We start from the raw sequence: 15,753 nt of genomic DNA, 5'->3' as shown, positions 1-15,753 counted from the left end.
CCCTCTGACGAGGGGGCTGTCGAACGCAGTGAGACTGGGGGAGAGATAGCTGGAACGTGACGGTTCCCGGTATCTCTCCCCCAGTCCGCTCACGCGGACAGCCCCCTCGTCAGAGGGGGCCATTATGTACCCCCTCAGTCGGCCTTTGGCCGACAGCTCCCCCTGAAAGGGGGAGCAGGAGGGGTGGCGTCCTCTTCAGGGGAGGGCGCGGGGCGTCACTCGCCGGAGGTGCCGCCGGTGCCGCCGTTGTCCGAGCCGCCGCCGGATTCGCCGCCACCGGTATCGGAACCGCCGGATTCGCCGCCGGACGTGCTTCCGCCGCTGTTGCCGGAATCACCGGAGCTCGTGCCGGAGCCGGACCCGCTGGAACCGGAATCACCGGAACTCTCGCCGGAACCCGAACCCGAGCCGGTGCCGGTGCCGCCGCCCGTGCCGGTGCCCGCGGAACCGCTGGAACCGGATTCGCCGGTGCCGGTCGAACCGGATTCGCCGGAACCGTAGGAGTACCCGTACGAGTAGCGCTTCGACGTGGACCGGGAGCCGGTGCCCCACGTGCCGTCGGAGCCGCCGATCTTGCCCCCGTCCTTCGCGGTGGGGAACGTCTCGTTCGTGGTGCCGGCGAGCGCCTGCGTCATGTATTCGGTGAACAGGTGCACCGGGTAGTCGGAGCCGCCGGTCCACTGGCCGAACGAAGGGATCTCCTGCGGGTTGCCGTTCGCGTCCGGGTACCACATGGCGAACGTGGAGACGACGGACGGCGTGTAGCCGATGAAGCTCGCCGCGTACGAGTTGTTCGACGTGCCGGACTTGCCGGCGATGGTGTGTCCGGTCTGCCGTGCCTCGGTGGCGGTGCCGTACTGGACGACGCCGGTGAGCGCCTTGGTGACGAGGTCCGTGTCGTTCGCGGTGAACACCTGTTCGGTGCCGGTGGGCGCCTGGTAGAGGTCCTTGCCCTTGCTGTTCTGCACGCTGGCGACGATGTGCAGGGTCGCCTTCTTGCCCTCGTTGGCGAGGGTCGCGTAGGCGTTGGTCATGTCCTCGACGCTCAGCGCGTTGTTGCCGAGCACGGTGAACGGTTCGGAGCCGTCGAGCGACGTGTTCGAGACTCCTGCCGTGCGCGCGGTCTGCGCGATCTTCTTCGCGCCGAGCTTGGTCTGCAGATCCATGTAGACGGTGTTCGACGAGTAGGCGGTCGCCTTGTACAGGTTGATGTAGCCGTAGTTCTCGTTGGCGAAGTTGCTCACCGTGTTGCTGATGCCCGGGAACGTGCGGTACGAGTTGCCGTTGAACGTGGTGTCGAGGCTGACGCCCGCCTGCACGGTGGCGAGCAGCGCGAACGGCTTCATCGTGGAGCCGACCTCGTATTGGGCCTGGGTGGCGTTGTTGAGCTGTTTGGCGAGATAGTCGTCGCCCGCGTACAGGGCGATGATCGAACCGTCCTTCGGGTTCGCGCTCATCGCGCCGAACTGCATGCCGTCGGGCACGGTGCCCTGCATGCCGTTCTTTGAGGGGCTGACGACCTGCTGCATGAGGTCCTGCTTGGATTTGTCGATCGTGGTGACGATCTTGTAGCCGCCCGTGTCGAGCTCGTCCTTGGTGAACGCCTTGCGGCTTTCCAGCTCGTCCCTCACCATCTGCAGCAGGTAGCCGTTCGGACCTTTATATACGTCGTCGGTGCTGGTCTGCACGGTCTGCGGCATGGCCGCGTCCTTCGCCTGCTTCGCGGTGATGTAGCCGTCCTCGCGCATGATCGAGATGACGCGGTTGAACCGCTGCTTCGCCATCTTCGGGTTGTCGACCGGATCCCATGTGGAGGGGGCGGGGATGATGCCGGCCAGCGTGGCCGCCTCGGAGAGCGTCAGGTCCTTCGCGTCCTTGTTGTAGTAGGCCTTCGCCGCCGCTTGGATGCCGTATGCGCCGCGGCCCAGGTAGATGGTGTTCAGATAGTTGCACAGGACCTTGCTTTTGTCCTGCGTCTGCGCGATCTTCAGCGCGAGGATCGCCTCGCGCACCTTGCCGGTGTACGACGTGGTTTCGCCCAGATAGTAGCGTTCCGCGTACTGCTGGGTGATGGTCGAGCCGCCCTGGCGCGTCCCCTTGGTCACGTTGTTGACGAGCGCGCGTCCGATGCCGCGCAGATCGATGCCTTTGTCCGTGTAGAACGTGCGGTTCTCCGATGCGACGACCGCGTTGCCCACGTAGTCGGGCAGCACGGCGCAGTCGATGATGTCGCGGTTCTGCTCGGAGAACGTGCCCATCTCCGTGGTGCCGTCGTTGAAGTAGACGGTCGTGTTCTCCGCCAACGCGATCTTCTCCGGCGAGGGGATCGGCGTGGAGACGTACAGGTAGGTGAACAGGCCGATGCCCGCCGCGAGTCCCAGCGCGATGAGCCCGAGGATCCATTTCAATACGAGATGCCTGCTGCGTCCCTTGAGTTTCGGGCCTTTGCCGCCCTTGACGCGATGATTGCCGCCCCGGTAATGGCGGGCGGCGGGCTTGCGTTCCGCCGTGCTCCTGACGTGCCCGCGCACACGTCCTTTGCCGTTACGAGAATGTGAGACCATGAGCACCACCGTAGCCACACGCCCTGAACAAGCGGGACGGAAGTCCCGGTGTGACCGTTCTCCACGCGGGTTTATCCTTGGAATCCTCACAAGTCGCCGGGGTGGTTCGTTGGGGTGGTTTCGGCTTGGTTCGCCGGTCGGTCCGCTCGCGCGTCCGTGCGTTCGTCCGGGGATGGTGTATAGTGGTCTGAGCCTCCGCACGGCGTTATGTCGCCCAAACCCCCCAGGGCAGGAATGCAGCAAGGGTAAGCGGCCTCTGACGGGTGTGTGGAGGTTTTTCCATACTTGTTCCCATCCGCCGGCGATGACGCCGTCGCAGTCGTCCCGCTCCGCTCTCTTCTTTGCGCCCCCACGGAAGTGGGGGAGCTGTCCGCCATAGGCGGACTGAGGGGGCTCGTTGGATAGTTCGTTGGATGCCCCCTCAGTCGCGCTTCGCGCGCCAGCTCCCCCTGAAGGGGGCGCATGGGTGGTGGGCGCGGGATGGAGCGGGGCGCATGAGATGTGGGGCGCGGAGGTCCGTTTTCTCTGTGTGTGGGCTAGTGTGGGTGGCATGAGTGACGAACAGCGACCCACGACCCCCGAGAGCCCGCGGATCCGTGATCCGCATGCGCCCGTGAACCTGTTGCGCGATTTCGAACCGTTGGACGATTTGCCCGCCCCGCCGGACCCGACCGGCGCGCGGCCCGCGGTCGGCGCACAATCCCCGTCCGGCGGCCCGATTGGTCCGGCCGGCCCGTCCGCCCCGTTCGTGTCCGGCGTCCCGTCCCCGTCGCCTACGTTGTCCGCGCTGGCGACCGGCGTCCCCTCCGCCGCGTCCCCCGACGACCGGGCATCCGCGTTTAGTACCCTGTCCGACGTCGCCGATGTCTCCGTGTCCGACACGCAGGACGGTCTCGACATCTCCGGCACCGCCGTCGACCACGGTCCGACCGTCGCGCCCGGCGCGGCGCGCGTCGACCTGCGCGCCGTCGGCGACGACGCGGCCTTCGCCGCGGACCGTCGCCGCGCCGACGACGATGTGCTCGCCCGCCGCCCGCGCACGTCGAGCCGCGTGCTGTGCGTCGTGTTTGGCCTGCTGCTCGTCGCCGCCGCGATGGGCGTCTACTGGCTCGGCGTGCATACGGAGACCGGCCAGTCGTTCGACGACATGGTCGAGGTCTACTTCGCCGACAGCGTGCCCGGCTGGTTCGCGGGACTCCTCGCCGCCGGCTCGCACGTGGCCGTGCTCGTCGGCTCCATCCTGCTCGCCGCCGTCGCCGCCGTCGTCACGATCGTGCGCAAACGCTGGTGGCTGCTCGGCCAGCTCGTCGCGTTCGGCCTGCTGTGCTTCGGCGCGTCGTTCCTCAAGGACGTGCTGCCGCGCCCGTTCATCATCCACACGCAGATCGCCGCCGCCAACTCCGCGCCCAGCGGCCACACGATCCTCGGTGCCGCCGCCGCGGTCGCCCTGCTGTTCGCCGTCTCCCGCGGATGGCGTTTCCTCGCCGCGATCGTCGGCGCGCTGTGGACCGTGTTCGTCGCGTTGTCCGTCGTGAACGGCCAATGGCACCGCCCGTCCGACGCGCTCATGTCCGTGCTGCTGGTCGCCGGCATCGCACTGATCGTGCTCGCGTTCACGCGCGCGTCCGGCATGGACGCGACCGGCAAACGCCGTTCCTCCGCCGGCGTGCAGATCGTCGGCTCGATTGCGATCACCGGCGGCGCGTTCGCCTGCCTGTACGGCGCGTACGTGGTCTGGCAGGTCGTGCCCGGCCTGCTGATGAGCGCCGAATGGGCGCGTTCCAGCGCGGTCGCCGCCGCGATCATCCTGATCTGCGGCGCGACGGCGCTCGTCTCCGGCCTCCTGCTCGCGATGCGCCAGCTCACCGCCGCGCCGTTGACGCGACTCGGCCTCGTCGGCGCGCCGCCGGCCCCGCCGAAACGGCGCTGAGCCGGCCGCCGCGCGCCGCCCGGCCAGTCCGGTCGGCGTCGGACACACGGATGGCCACCGTTGGTGAGTATGATGACAGCACGACGGCACCGTACGGCGTCGGCATCGCGCACGGACGCCGCGACGGCAGTGACGAACAAGCAGTGACGAATGATAACGGAGAGGTGAAGGAGAGGTCATGGCAGCACGCACCGCGAACGGCACCAAGCTGGTGATCGTGGAGTCTCCCACCAAGGCCCGCAAGATCGGCGGATACCTGGGTGACGGCTACACGGTGATGGCGTCGGTGGGACACATCCGCGACCTCGCCCAGCCCAGCCAGGTGCCCGCCGCCGACAAGGCGAAATACGGCAAGTTCGGCGTCGACGTGAACGACGGGTTCAAGCCCTACTACATCGTCGACGGCGACAAGAAGCGCACCGTCTCCGAACTGAAATCCGCGTTGAAGAACGCGAGCGAACTCTACCTCGCCACCGATGAGGACCGCGAAGGCGAGGCCATCGCGTGGCATCTGGTCGAGACGTTGAAGCCCAAGGTGCCGGTCAAGCGCATGGTGTTCCACGAGATCACCAAGAACGCGATCAAGAAGTCGCTCGACCAGACCCGCGACGTCGACGCCGACATGGTCGACGCGCAGGAGACGCGACGCATCCTCGATCGCCTCTACGGCTACGAACTGTCGCCCGTGCTGTGGCGCAAGGTCGGGCCGGGACTGTCCGCCGGCCGCGTGCAGTCCGTCGCGACGCGCCTCATCGTCGAGCGAGAGCGCGAGCGCATGGCGTTCGTCCGCGCGCCCTACTGGGATCTGACGGCGACGCTCGCCGCGCCGGACGCGTCCGGCGAGACGGCGGCGTTCGACGCGCGCATGGTCGCGCTCGGCGGCAAACGTCTCGCCACGTCGAAGGACTTCGGCGCGGACGGCAAGCTCACGCCGGAAGGCTTCGCCGGCAACGTGCGCCAGCTCGACGAGACGGCGGCGCGCGCGCTCGCCGAACGCCTGCAGGACACGCCGTTCACCGTCGTCTCGATGGAGACGAAGCCGTACCGCCGCCGCCCGTTGCCGCCGTTCACCACGTCCACGCTGCAGCAGACCGCCGGCAACCGTCTCGGCATGAGCTCGCGCGCCACGATGCGCGCCGCGCAGGGCCTGTACGAGAACGGCTACATCACGTATATGCGAACCGATTCGGTGACGCTCTCGCAGGAGGCGATCGCCGCCGCGCGCGACGCGGTCGAATACCATTTCGGTTCGAAGTTCCTCTCCGACGCGCCGAAGCAGTACGCGACGAAGACCGCCGGCGCGCAGGAGGCGCATGAATGCATCCGCCCGGCCGGCGCGAGGTTCCGCGATCCGGACGAGCTCGTGGGCAAGGTGCCCGGCGACCAGCTGAAGCTGTACCGGCTCATCTGGCAGCGCACGCTCGCCTCGCAGATGGCCGACGCGACCGGTTCCACCGCCACGGTGAAGCTCTCCGCGCCCGCCGGCGTCGACGATGCCGGCGTGGCCGAGGACGCGCTGTTCCAGGCGTCCGGCACCGTGATCGAATTCCCCGGCTTCATGAAGGCGACGGGGGAGGGGCGTCACGCGACCTCCGGTACGGGTGCCTCGGGCGCGAAGGCCGGTGCCGACGGCAAGGCCTCCGCAGACGGCAAGGACGGCAAGGGTAAGGACGAGAACGCGTCCCTGCCGCCGATGCGCGAAGGGCAGACGCTCGCCGCCTCCGACGTGCACGCGGACGGCCACGAGACCCAGCCGCCGGCACGCTATACCGAAGCCTCGCTCGTCAAGACGCTGGAGGCCAAGGAGATCGGCCGCCCGTCCACCTACGCGTCGATCATCTCCACGATCATCGACCGCGGCTACGTGTACGAGCGCGGCCGCGCGCTCATCCCCTCTTGGTTGGCGTTCGCCGTGACCAAGCTGCTGGAGACGAAGTTCCCCAAGCTCGTCGACTACCAGTTCACCGCGGAGATGGAGAACGGCCTCGACCAGATCGCGCACGGGCGCGAGACCGGCCGCGACTGGCTCACCCGCTTCTACTTCGGCTCCGGCGAGGGCGCCGCGCAGAGCGCCGACGAGGCGCATGAGGGTCTGCAGCAGCAGGTCGCGCAGCTCGGCGAGATCGACGCGCGCGCCATCAACACCATCGAGATCGGCGACGGCCTGCACGTGCGCGTCGGCCGCTACGGCCCGTATCTCGAGGACATGGAGCATCTCGACGACGACGGCAACCCGAAGCGCGCCTCCCTGCCCGACACGCTCGCACCCGACGAGCTGACCGTCGAGGTCGCGCACGACCTGATCGAGAACCATTCCGGCGGTCCGCGCGTGCTCGGCACCGATCCGGCAACCGGCGGCACCGTCGAGGTGCGCAACGGCCGGTTCGGGCCGTACGTCGCGCTGATCACGCCCGAGGCGGCCGAGGCCGAGGCCGCGGCGCGCAAGGCCGCGAAGGAAGCGGAGGCGGCCGGCAAGCCGGCCCCGCGCCGTTCGCGCAAGTCGGATGCGCCGCGCCCGAAGATGGCGAGCCTGTTCAAGACGATGAGCCCCGAATCGGTGACGCTCGAGGACGCGCTGAAGCTGCTCGGTCTGCCGCGCGAGGTCGGCTCCTACGAGGAGACGAACGCGGAGACCGGCGAGACGGCCGTCGTGACCGTGGCCGCGAACAACGGCCGCTACGGCCCGTACCTGACCAAGACGAAGGCGGACGGGACGAGCGAGACCCGGTCGCTGGGGTCGGAGGACGAGATCTTCACCGTCACCATCGACCAGGCGAAGGACCTGTTCGCGCAGCCCAAGTACCGCGGGCGTGGGCGCGGCGCCGCCAAGCCGCCGATTCGCGCGCTCGGCAACGACCCGGAGAGCGGCAAGCCCGTCGTCATCAAGGAGGGCCGTTTCGGCCTGTACCTGACCGACGGCGAGACCAACCGCACGCTGCCGCGCCAGTACGATCCGGCGACCATCGAGCCGGCGGACGCGTACCGGATTCTCGCGGAGAAGCGCGCGATGGGACCGGCCACCAAGCGCGGTGGCTCGCGCGGGCGTTCCGGGGCCAAGGGCTCCGCGGCGAAGGGCTCCAAGGCCGCGCCGAAGGTGAGCGCCGTCGAGGCGAAGCGCGCCGAACGCCGCGCCGAGGTGAGGAAGCTCGCCGCGAAGGGCTGGGCCAACACGCGCATCGCGGAGAAGATCGGCTCCACCGCCTCCACCGTGAAGGGCGACATCGACTGGCTCACCGCGAACGAAGGCTTCGAACGCCCGCCGGTCGTCGCCGCCAAGCCCAAGACCTCCAGAACCGCGAAGAAGAAATAGCGGCGGATCATCACCATGACTACCGGACTGTTCATCTCGTTCGAAGGCGTCGACGGCGTCGGCAAGACCACGCAGGTCGAGCGGCTGCGCGCGGCATTGGAGGCCGCGGGCCGCGAGGTCGTCGTCACCCGGGAACCCGGCGGCACCCCGCTGGGACAGGCCATCCGCAGCCTTCTCCTCCACGGCGTCCCCGTCGCGGAGGCTGCCGACATCGCCCCGCGCGCCGAGGCGCTGCTCTTCGCCGCCGACCGCGCCCAGCACGTCGCCGAGGTCATCCGTCCGGCGTTGGAACGCGGCGCGGTGGTCATCACCGACCGGTATCTCGACTCCTCCCTCGCCTATCAGGCGGGCGGCCGCGAACTCACCGCCGCGGAAATCCGCGAATTGAGCATGTGGGCGACGAACGGCCTCCTGCCGGACCGCACCTACCTGCTCGACATGGATCCGTCGCTGTCCCACTCCCGTCTCACCCACGACGAGGACCGCATGGAATCCGCGGGCGACGACTTCCAGCGCCGCACGCGCGAGGCGTTTCTCACGCTCGCCGCCGCCGAGCCCGACCGGTTCCGCGTCGTCGACGCGTCGCAGCCGATCGACGCGGTGTGGGCGTGCATCGAACGCGATCTCGCGGCGCTGACGGCGGGCGGTGAGACGCGATGAGCGTATGGGAGGCGATCATCGGGCAGCAGCCGGTCGTCGAACGGCTGAAGGCGATCGCCGCCGGCGATCCGAAGCAGATCGCGCAGTCGTGGCTGATCTGCGGACCTCCCGGATCGGGCCGCTCGAACCTCGCGCGCGCGTTCGCCGCCGCGCTTGAAAGCCCCGATCATGGCATGGACGACGAGCCGACGAAGGTCACGAAGCAGGTGCTCGCCGGCACGCATCCGGACGTGAGCGTGCTCGCCACCGACAAGGTGACGATCGGCATCGACGAGGTACGCGAGCTGATCGGCGTGTCCGAGCAGATGCCGAGCACCGCGCCGTGGCGCATCATCATCATCGAGGACGTCGACCGCATGCTCGAACGCACGACGAACGTGCTGCTCAAGGAGATCGAGGAGCCGGCCGAGCATTGCATCTGGCTGTTGTGCGCGCCGAGCGCGCAGGACGTGCTGCCGACGATTCGTTCGCGCACGCGCATCGTGAACCTCGCCGTGCCGCCCGCCGACGCGGTCGCCGCCTACCTGGAATCGAACGCCGGCGCGGACCCGCATGTGGCGAAACGCGCGGCGCGGCTCGCGGAAGGGCATATCGGCATCGCGAAACTGTACGCGACCGACGAACGCGTCATGACCGATCGTGACGAACTCGTCGTCGGCGTGCTGGAACTCGCGAAGGCGTCCGACGCGGTGCTGCTCGCCGGCCGTCTCATCGACAACGCGAAGGCGCAGGCCGAAGTGGACGTGGCCGGACAGGCGGCGAAGGCCGAGGCGGATTTTCGCCGCGTCAACGGACTGGGGCCGGACGACCGCATCCCGCCGAAACTGCGCGGCGCGTACAACGCGATCGCGAAGAAGGACGAGATGAAGCGGCGGGCGACGCGTCGCAGCCGCGACGTGCTCGACCGCGCGCTGAACTCGATCGCGTCCGTCTACCGCGACATCGCCGTCCTGCAGAACGATGCGGAGGACGCGGTTGGGATCATTAATCTGGAGAACCGTGCGGCGATCACCGAGCTGGCGGCGCGACTGTCGCGCGAGGCGACGCTGGAACGGCTCGACGAGGTGGCGCGCGCCCGCAAACGGCTCATGGGCAACGGCAATCCGACGCTCGTCTTCGAAGCGTTGTTCTGCGCGCTGATCCCGTGACTCCATCCGGTGCCCGCGGGCGCGGGACGCGTCGTCGCGAGGCGACGCGTCAGCGCTTCGTGCTGGAGACGCGGACGATGAGCTGCGGCGGCAGGGCGACGTGGCTCGGGTGCCCGGGGCCTGCCTCGATGAGGCGCAGCGACTCGGCGACGATGCGGTCGTAGGGCGGGCGTACCGAGGTCATCGTCGGCAGGGTGGCGGAGGCGATGGGGGAGTCGTTGTAGCCGACCACCTTGATGTCCTCCGGAACGCTCATGCCGAGTGCGTGCAGGGCCATCATCACGCCGAACGCGATCGTGTCGTCCGCGCAGACGATCGCATCCGGGTGGCCGTGTTCGCCGAACAGGCGGATCGTGCAGTCGAAGCCGCGCTGCACCGTCGAATCGCCGAAACGGTTCCACGCGCTGACGGTGTCGAGGCCGGCGGCGCGCAGCTGCGTGTGGAACATGGCGAACAGTTCCGCCGACTCGAACGAGACCTCCTTGCCGGCGAGGTAGGCCACGTATCTCACGCCTTGCTCGGCGAGATGGCGGATGATCGACTCCATCGCCGTGTTCTCGTCGATGGAGACCATGTTCGTGCGGAACGAGCGCTGGTCGCCGCCCACCTGGACGATCGGAATCGTGTCCGCATAGCGGTCGAACACGCGGGACAGGTCGTTGCCGGCGGAGGTGACGGCGATCAGACCGTCCACCTTGCGCGAGCAGAGCGCCTCAATGCGGTCCGCCTGCATGGCCTCGCTCGCGCCGATGCCGAGCAGCAGCTGGCGGCTGTCCGAGTCGACGACCGGTTCGAGCGCGTCGAGCAGACCGGCGCTGAAGCTGTCGGTCGCGGAGGGGATGACCAGGCCGATCGTGTTCGTCACGTCGCTGCGCAGCGCGCTGGCCGCGTAGTTGACGGAGTAGTTGAGTTCGGCGGCCGCCTTGCGCACGCGGTGCGCGATGTCGTCGTCCTTGGCGCGGCGGCCGGAGAGCACGCGTGACACCGTCGCCGTCGAGACCTGCGCCAGCGTGGCGACCTCGAGGATGGAACTGGGGGATTTCGCCGCCCGGTTGGCCATGGTGCTGTGCCCTTTCCTGTTATGTGCGCATATGTGCGGAAAAACAAAATCGCCGCCCGCCACAGCATGATACCGCGCGGACGGCGAATTCGCCTTGCAATAGGAGAGGAATCGGCCCGACGCGTATGCGCAATCGCGTCGGATGCGGGTTCCCGTGGCCCGGCCTTGCGGCCGGGCGGAAGCATCGAATCAGGCCTTGGTCAGGGTCTCGACCAGGGAGTCGACCACGGCTTCGGCGTTGTCGCCTTCGACGGTCAGGGTGACGGTGTCGCCCTGCTTGACGCCCAGACCCATGACGGACAGGATGGAGCCGGCCGGGACGGCGGCGCCGTCGCCCTTGGCGATGGTGACCGTGCAGCCGGAGGCGGTGGCGGCCTGAGCGAATTCGGCGGCCGGACGGGCGTGGATGCCGACGGGGTCGTTGATGACGGTGGAACGGGTGGCGGTTGCCATGGAGCACTCCTTTGGTCTTACTGGATTCCTTCACGCGCGTCAGTCACTGATGTGCGCTGGTAAGCACTATAGCACGTTTTTCCGCGACACGCAGAAAACGATTACCGGCGTTGCCACAATGGTTTTTCTGTGTATACTGACACATGTCGGTAAATGGATTACCCGCTTGCGAAGCAAGAGGGTGGTTGCTGCGGGATGAGCCGCAGGCATGCCGGCGGTGAAACGAAAGTCATAAAGGAGTGCTCAACATGGTTATCACCGGAAGTGGAATCGGACGTGGCGTCGCTGTGGGCAAGGTCATCCGCATGGCCCCGCCGCTGGAGGAGCCGGCCGACGTGCGTCGTGACGCGTCGATCAGCGCCGTCGTCGAGAACGAGCGCGTCACCAAGGCCCTGGCCACCGTCAACGCCGAGCTGAACCACCGCGCCGAAGAGGCCAAGAACGGTGATGAGGGCGCCAAGAAGGCCGCCCCGATTCTCGAGGCCATCGCCATGTTCGCCTCCGACCCGGCCCTCGCCACCTCCATCCAGAACCTCGTCAACGGCGGCAAGACCGGCGAGCGCGCCGTGCTCGAAGGCTTCGCCCAGGTCGAGGAGATGTTCAGGATGATCGGCGGCTACCAGGCCGAGCGCGCGGCCGACCTGCACGACGTCGGCCAGCGCGTCATCGCCGAGCTGCGTGGCGTGCCCGCCCCCGGCGTGCCGGAGTCCGATGAGCCGTTCGTGCTCGTCGCCGAGGATCTCTCCCCCGCCGACACCTCCAGCCTGGACCTCACCAAGACCCTCGCCATCGTCACCTCGCAGGGCGGCCCGACCTCGCACACCGCGATTCTGGCCCGCGCCCGCGGCATCGTCGCGGTCGTCTCCGCGGCCGGCGCCGAGGACCTCAAGACCGGCGAGACCATCATCGTGAACGCCGCCAAGGGCGAGGTCGTCACCGAGCCGACCGAGGCCGAGATCCAGGAGGCCGAGCACGCCAAGGCGAAGGCCGCCCGCGCCAAGGAGCTGCGCGGCCAGGCCGGCGGCACCAAGGACGGCCACCACGTGCCGCTGCTCGCCAACCTCGGCAAGCCGGCCGACGGCAAGACTGCCCTGGAGTACGGCGCGGAGGGCGTGGGCCTGTTCCGCTCCGAGTTCCTGTTCATTGGCAACTCCGAGCCGCCGAGCGTCGAGGAGCAGACCAAGGCGTACGCCGAGCTGCTCGCCCAGTTCCCGGGCAAGAAGGTCGTCATCCGCATGCTCGACGCGGGCGCCGACAAGCCGCTGCCGTTCCTCACCCCGGAGGACGAGCCGAACCCGGCCCTCGGCCTGCGTGGCCTGCGTACGCTGCGCGTGCACAAGGAGGTCCTGGAAGGCCAGCTCAAGGCCCTCGCCGCCGCCGACGCCCAGACCGACGCCGACCTGTGGGTCATGGCCCCGATGGTCGCCGACGAGCATGAGGCCGCCTACTTCGTCAAGCTCGGCAAGAGCTTCGGCCTGAAGAAGGTCGGCGTGATGGCCGAGGTGCCGTCCATCGCCGTGATGGCCGACAAGGTCGCCCAGGTGGCGGACTTCGTCTCCATCGGCACCAACGACCTGACCCAGTACACGATGGCCGCCGACCGTACGCTCGGCTCCGTCTCCAACTACCAGACCGCATGGCACCCGGCGGTGCTGCGCATGATCAAGCTCATCGCGGACGCCGGCAACAAGTACGGCATGCCGGTCGGCGTGTGCGGCGAGGCCGCGGCCGATCCGGATCTGGCGGTGATCCTCACCGGCATCGGCGTCAACTCCCTGTCGATGACGCCGGTCGCCCTCGACGACGTGCGCGCCCAGCTGGCCGAGGTCACCTTCGAGGAGGCCAAGGCCAAGGCCGAGGCCGCCCTCAACGGCGACTTCTACAAGCCCGCTTGGGGCGACTGATCCAATCGCCTACGGGTGGCCGATACACCACCACACTTGGCGCGGCGGGAACGTCCGGATTCCCCTTCGTCCGGATCGCCCGCCGCGCCATTCATCCGTGACCCGGTCTTCCCCTTCACCCGGGTCACCTCCTTCCGGCCCGGCCGGTCCCGTGGGATGAGCACTCCCCGCGGGACCGGCCGGGCCTTTTTCTCGTTCGGCCCGTCGGCGGCGTGGGCGTACTATAGTGCTCGGGTTATGTGGACAAGTCGGTGATGTGTAATAGTCGGCGATCGGCACCGTATGCCGGTCCTCGGCGCATCCGCTTGCCCGGGCGGCCGATGGGCGGCCGCGCGCGTCCGGACGGAAAGGGTGGTTATGGCTTCCAAGCAGCGGGAACTGGCGTTGAAGATCCAGAAGCGCATCGCGGATGGGGAGTTTTCGCAGACGGGCAAACTGCCCACGGAGGACCAGCTGATGGCGGAGTACGGGCTCTCCCGGTATTTCGTGCGCGGCGCCATCGCGGTGCTCGCCGAGGCGGGGGAGGTGTTTCCCGTGCGCGGCAACGGCGTGTTCGTGCGTGAGGGGCGCGACAGCGGCTACATGCCGATCGGCACCTCGTACGGCATCTCGGCCGATTTCGGCGGCAACCGCGTCACATCGGTGGTGTGCGAGGTGGCGCTGGAGAAGACCGACGAGGCGCTGTCGAAGCGCATGCGCTGCGCCGTCGGCTCGCCGGTGTGGCGCGTCGTGCGTCTGCGCCGCGTGGAAGACAAGCCGCTGTGCTATGAGACCGCTTGGTATCTCAAGGAATACGTGCCCTTCCTCAACGAGGACATCGCGAAGGGGTCCCTGTACTCCTACGTGCATGACGATCTCGGCCTGAACTTCGGCTTCGTCGACAAGGTGATCCATATGGACTGGCTGGGCGGCGAGGCGGCCCACCTGCTCGAGCTCAACGAGGGCGATCCCGCCATCTGCATCGAGGACGACGCGTTCCTGACGAACGGCAAGCTGTTCAACGCCTCGAAGAACCTCTACCACTACAGGAACGCGAAGTTCTACGCGATGGCCTCGATGAAATGACGCGAGGCGCGTGCCCGGAGAAATTCTGGTACGCTTTTTAAAAGCGATTTACGTAAGTTAAGGCCCGGCGTGTCGCCGGGCCTTTTTGTATGCGCTAACAATGGCGGAACGACGGCGTTTTTCGGCTTCGGGTGCGGCATTCGCCCTGATTTGACACCGTGTGCGCTGGGTATATACTTAAGTCATCGTTATTTAAACAACCCAAAAAGATATAGACAACAATGCAAGTTGTGGATGTCTTTCGGCATTGAATGACGGGATAAGGGACATGGGATGGATGCCGTAGTCCATCCAAGGAAAGGAAAAACGATGAAGGAGAAAATGCAAGCCATAGGCGACGCTATGCTCAATGGCTTCATGAAGTTCGCCAGCCTCAAGGCGCTGGTGGCCCTGAAGGACGGCTTCGTCCTGACCATGCCGGCCACGCTGATCGGCTCCCTGTTCCTGCTGATCGGCAACCTGCCGTTCGACGGCTACAGCGATTTCATGGCCGGCATCTTCGGCGATGAGTGGAACGCCGGCATCAACCAGGTGAACGCCGCGACGTTCAACATCCTGGCCATCATCGTGGCCGTCGGCATCGGCTACGCCTACGCCCGCAACGAGAAGTGCGACGGCATCTCCTCCGGCCTGCTGTCGCTGGTCGCGTTCTTCATCGTCTCCCCGTCCTCGATGAGCCTGACCAAGGACAACGTTCCCGAGCTGGGCAAGAAGACCGCGGAGCTCTCCGGCATCTTCAACCAGACCTGGACCGGCTCCAACGGCATCATCTCCGCCATCATCATGGGCCTGCTCGTCGGCTGGGTCTACACCCTGTGCATCAAGCACGACCTGAAGATCAAGATGCCCGACGCGGTTCCGGCCGGCGTGACCAACGCCTTCTCCGCCCTCATCCCGGGCCTGTTCGTCGTCACCGGCTCCGCCATCCTGTACCACCTGTGCAAGGTCTTCGGCGGCCTGTCCCTGACCGAGCTCATCTTCAAGATCCTCCAGATCCCGCTGCAGTCCCTGACCGATACCTGGGCCGGCGCCATCATCATCATCGTCCTCATGTCGCTGCTGTTCTGGTGCGGCATCCACGGCGCCAACGTCGTCTCCGGCGTCGTCACCCCGCTGCTGCTCGCCAACACGCTGAGCAACCAGAAGCTCTTCGATGCCGGCACCGCGCCGTACACCAAGGCCAACGGCTTCCACTACCTGACCCCGCAGATGATCGACTGCTTCTGCAAGTACTCCGGCGTCGGCCTGACCGTCGGCCTGCTGATCGCGGCCCTGATCTTCGCCAAGTCCGAGCAGATGCGCACCGTCGCCAAGCTCTCCATCGTCCCGGGCGTCTTCGGCATCAACGAGCCGGTCATCTTCGGCCTGCCGATCGTGTTCAACCCGATCATGCTGATCCCGTTCATCCTGACGCCTATGGTCGCCATGATCATCATGTACGGCTCGGTCTCGCTCGGCCTCATCGCCCCGTTCGGCGCCGTCCAGGTGCCGTGGACCACCCCGCCGATCATCTCCGGCTTCATCCTCGGCGGCTGGAAGTGCGCGCTGCTGCAGGTCATCATCGGCGTGATCTCCGTTCTCATCTACACCCCGTTCGTGAAGATGCAGGACAAGGTCTTCCTCAAGGAAGAGCAGGGCGCGGCCGAAGCCGAGTGATCG

At 67.4% G+C, this 15,753-nt stretch carries 10 protein-coding genes, 1 other RNA gene and 1 pseudogene; 9 read left to right on the top strand and 3 right to left on the bottom strand.

Annotated features, from left to right (window positions below):
- Positions 1-215: 215 nt before the first annotated feature.
- Positions 216-2,564 (bottom strand): transglycosylase domain-containing protein, encoded by a 2,349-nt coding sequence (locus AC1AYX_RS07890; RefSeq protein WP_476502969.1) that lies wholly within the window; start codon positions 2,562-2,564, stop codon positions 216-218.
- Between the two features lie 186 nt (positions 2,565-2,750).
- Between AC1AYX_RS07890 and ffs the strand changes: the two genes are divergently transcribed.
- From ffs to AC1AYX_RS07860, 6 genes and pseudogenes are all read left to right on the top strand, one after another.
- An RNA gene (gene ffs / locus AC1AYX_RS07885) (signal recognition particle sRNA small type) lies at positions 2,751-2,847 on the top strand.
- Positions 2,848-3,114: 267 nt separating this feature from the next.
- Positions 3,115-4,494, top strand: coding sequence for a phosphatase PAP2 family protein (locus tag AC1AYX_RS07880; protein WP_476502968.1), 1,380 nt, complete (start codon positions 3,115-3,117; stop codon positions 4,492-4,494).
- Positions 4,495-4,672: 178 nt separating this feature from the next.
- A pseudogene (gene topA, locus AC1AYX_RS07875) lies at positions 4,673-6,908 on the top strand (type I DNA topoisomerase); the annotation flags it as partial.
- Positions 6,909-7,015: 107 nt separating this feature from the next.
- Positions 7,016-7,804 (top strand): topoisomerase C-terminal repeat-containing protein, encoded by a 789-nt coding sequence (locus tag AC1AYX_RS07870; protein WP_476503006.1) that lies wholly within the window; start codon positions 7,016-7,018, stop codon positions 7,802-7,804.
- A 15-nt stretch (positions 7,805-7,819) separates the two neighbouring features.
- Positions 7,820-8,464 carry a dTMP kinase gene (tmk, locus tag AC1AYX_RS07865; protein WP_476502967.1) on the top strand — a complete coding sequence of 215 codons (645 nt, stop codon included), beginning with the start codon at positions 7,820-7,822 and terminating at the stop codon, positions 8,462-8,464.
- Entirely contained in the window at positions 8,461-9,612 is a 1,152-nt protein-coding gene (locus tag AC1AYX_RS07860; RefSeq protein ID WP_476502966.1) for a DNA polymerase III subunit delta', read from the top strand. The genes tmk and AC1AYX_RS07860 overlap by 4 nt, the downstream gene beginning before the upstream one ends.
- 49 nt (positions 9,613-9,661) lie before the next feature.
- Here the strand turns inward: AC1AYX_RS07860 and AC1AYX_RS07855 are convergent, their stop codons facing one another.
- Positions 9,662-10,672: a LacI family DNA-binding transcriptional regulator gene (locus AC1AYX_RS07855; protein ID WP_476502965.1), complete on the bottom strand. Its 1,011-nt coding sequence runs from the start codon at positions 10,670-10,672 to the stop codon at positions 9,662-9,664.
- Between the two features lie 189 nt (positions 10,673-10,861).
- On the bottom strand, positions 10,862-11,125 hold the full coding sequence (locus tag AC1AYX_RS07850) for an HPr family phosphocarrier protein (protein ID WP_101623155.1): 264 nt from the start codon (positions 11,123-11,125) through the stop codon (positions 10,862-10,864).
- Positions 11,126-11,373: 248 nt separating this feature from the next.
- On the opposite strand from AC1AYX_RS07850, the gene ptsP reads away from it, so the two are divergent.
- The 3 genes from ptsP to AC1AYX_RS07835 all read left to right on the top strand — a co-directional run bounded on the left by ptsP (position 11,374) and on the right by AC1AYX_RS07835 (position 15,750).
- The gene (gene ptsP / locus AC1AYX_RS07845; RefSeq protein WP_476502964.1) at positions 11,374-13,029 is read left to right on the top strand and encodes a phosphoenolpyruvate--protein phosphotransferase; all 1,656 of its coding nucleotides are present in this window, start codon (positions 11,374-11,376) and stop codon (positions 13,027-13,029) included.
- A 357-nt stretch (positions 13,030-13,386) separates the two neighbouring features.
- Positions 13,387-14,094 (top strand): GntR family transcriptional regulator, encoded by a 708-nt coding sequence (locus tag AC1AYX_RS07840; protein ID WP_476502963.1) that lies wholly within the window; start codon positions 13,387-13,389, stop codon positions 14,092-14,094.
- Positions 14,095-14,403: 309 nt separating this feature from the next.
- Positions 14,404-15,750: a PTS sugar transporter subunit IIC gene (locus AC1AYX_RS07835; RefSeq protein ID WP_476502962.1), complete on the top strand. Its 1,347-nt coding sequence runs from the start codon at positions 14,404-14,406 to the stop codon at positions 15,748-15,750.
- Positions 15,751-15,753: the final 3 nt, after the last annotated feature.

The sequence above is a fragment of the Bifidobacterium sp. LH_419 genome (assembly GCF_056356955.1).
The sequence above is the reverse complement of the archived record's forward strand: the minus strand, read 5'-3'. Positions and strand labels throughout refer to the sequence as shown.

Excerpts from the sequence above, each read along its gene's own strand:
- AC1AYX_RS07890 (WP_476502969.1), bottom strand. The coding sequence starts at position 2,564 with ATGGTCTCACATTCTCGTAACGGCAAAGGACGTGTGCGCGGGCACGTC.
- AC1AYX_RS07880 (WP_476502968.1), top strand. The coding sequence starts at position 3,115 with ATGAGTGACGAACAGCGACCCACGACCCCCGAGAGCCCGCGGATCCGT.
- AC1AYX_RS07870 (WP_476503006.1), top strand. The coding sequence starts at position 7,016 with ATGGCGAGCCTGTTCAAGACGATGAGCCCCGAATCGGTGACGCTCGAG.
- tmk (WP_476502967.1), top strand. The coding sequence starts at position 7,820 with ATGACTACCGGACTGTTCATCTCGTTCGAAGGCGTCGACGGCGTCGGC.
- AC1AYX_RS07860 (WP_476502966.1), top strand. The coding sequence starts at position 8,461 with ATGAGCGTATGGGAGGCGATCATCGGGCAGCAGCCGGTCGTCGAACGG.
- AC1AYX_RS07855 (WP_476502965.1), bottom strand. The coding sequence starts at position 10,672 with ATGGCCAACCGGGCGGCGAAATCCCCCAGTTCCATCCTCGAGGTCGCC.
- AC1AYX_RS07850 (WP_101623155.1), bottom strand. The coding sequence starts at position 11,125 with ATGGCAACCGCCACCCGTTCCACCGTCATCAACGACCCCGTCGGCATC.
- ptsP (WP_476502964.1), top strand. The coding sequence starts at position 11,374 with ATGGTTATCACCGGAAGTGGAATCGGACGTGGCGTCGCTGTGGGCAAG.
- AC1AYX_RS07840 (WP_476502963.1), top strand. The coding sequence starts at position 13,387 with ATGGCTTCCAAGCAGCGGGAACTGGCGTTGAAGATCCAGAAGCGCATC.
- AC1AYX_RS07835 (WP_476502962.1), top strand. The coding sequence starts at position 14,404 with ATGAAGGAGAAAATGCAAGCCATAGGCGACGCTATGCTCAATGGCTTC.